Consider the following 1604-nt stretch of genomic DNA (forward strand, 5'->3'; position numbering starts at 1 on the left):
TTTCGCTCCCCGTCGCGCCCTCGCCTTATGAGACGGTTTTTCCTGTCTCACAGCTTCTGCGTTTGGACCGGTCTCTTCATTCCCGGCTCTGCCATTTCCCATGTGTCCCCACATTTCTGATACTATAAGGTGCTGGAATCTTGACCAGCTGTCCATCGACTACGCCTCTCGGCCTCGCCTTAGGTCCCGACTTACCCAGGGCAGATCAGCTTTACCCTGGAATCCTTAGATATTCGGCCTGGAGGATTCCCACCTCCATCTCGCTACTCATTCCGGCATTCTCTCTTCATGTATGTCCACGGTTCCTTCCGGTACCGCTTCATCCTTACATCAATGCTCCTCTACCAATTTTTCAATTCCTAAGCTTCGGTGTCGTGTTTCAGCCCCGTGAATTTTCGGCGCAGGACCTCTCGACTAGTGAGCTATTACGCACTCTTTGAATGTGTGGCTGCTTCTAAGCCAACATCCTAGTTGTCTATGAAATCCCACATCCTTTACCACTTAACACGCACTTTGGGACCTTAGCTGTAGGTCTGGGCTGTTTCCCTTTTGACTATGCAATTTATATCGCGCAGTCTGACTCCCATGTATATCTCAAGGCCATTCGCAGTTTGATATGTCTTGGTAGACTTTGACGCCCCCTCAACAATTCAGTGCTCTACCTGCCCGAGACTCTCCATGAGGCTAGCCCTAAAGCTATTTCGAGGAGAACCAGCTATCTCCGGGTTCGATTGGAATTTCTCCGCTATCCACACCTCATCGCCACCCTTTTCAACGGATGTGCGTTCGGACCTCCACCAAATTTTACTTTAGCTTCATCCTGGACATGGATAGGTCACCCGGTTTCGGGTCTATACTTACTGACTTTACGCCCTCTTAAGACTCGCTCTCGCTTCGGCTCCGGACCTTAAGTCCTTAACCTTGCCAGTATATATAACTCGCCGGACCGTTCTACAAAAAGTACGCGGTCCACCTTTCGGTGTTCCACAGCTTGTAAACACAGGGTTTCAGGTTCTCTTTCACTCCCCTCCCGGGGTCCTTTTCACCTTTCCTTCACAGTACTTATCGCTATCGGTCACTAAGGAGTATTTAGCCTTGGGGGGTGGTCCCCCCTTATTCCTGCCAGGTTCCACGTGTCTGACAGTACTCCGGATACTGCTCATTTCCTTTCCCTTCGTGTACGGGACTTTCACCCTCTCTGGTCACTGTTCCCACAGTGTTCTACTCGTTCAAGGAAACTAAATGCAGTCCTTACCCCGCGGTGCTCGCACCACGGTTTGGGCTCTTCCGATTTCGCTCGCCGCTACTTTCGGAATCGAGTTTTCTTTCTCTTCCTCCGGCTACTTAGATGTTTCAGTTCACCGGGTTCCCTCCTGCATGCTATGTATTCACATACAGGTACTGGAGGTCTCCTCCAGTGGGTCTCCCCATTCAGAGATCGATGGATCATTTCGTATTTGCCGATCCCCATCGCTTATCGCAGCTTATCACGTCTTTCTTCGGCTCTTAGTGCCTAGGCATCCACCCTATGCTCTTATCGTTTGACCAATTCATATATCTTTCGATATATCATCGACTCTAGCGTGAATCGATGTTGGCTGTGT

The 1604-nt window shown here is 50.1% G+C and carries 1 rRNA gene; it reads right to left on the reverse strand.

Going from position 1 to position 1604, the window contains the following annotated elements:
- Positions 1-1548: ribosomal RNA gene (locus BXO88_RS16130) — 23S ribosomal RNA — on the reverse strand; the annotation flags it as partial.
- Positions 1549-1604: the final 56 nt, after the last annotated feature.

Source organism: Oribacterium sp. C9 (genome assembly GCF_002007235.1).
Taxonomy (GTDB): domain Bacteria; phylum Bacillota; class Clostridia; order Lachnospirales; family Lachnospiraceae; genus Oribacterium.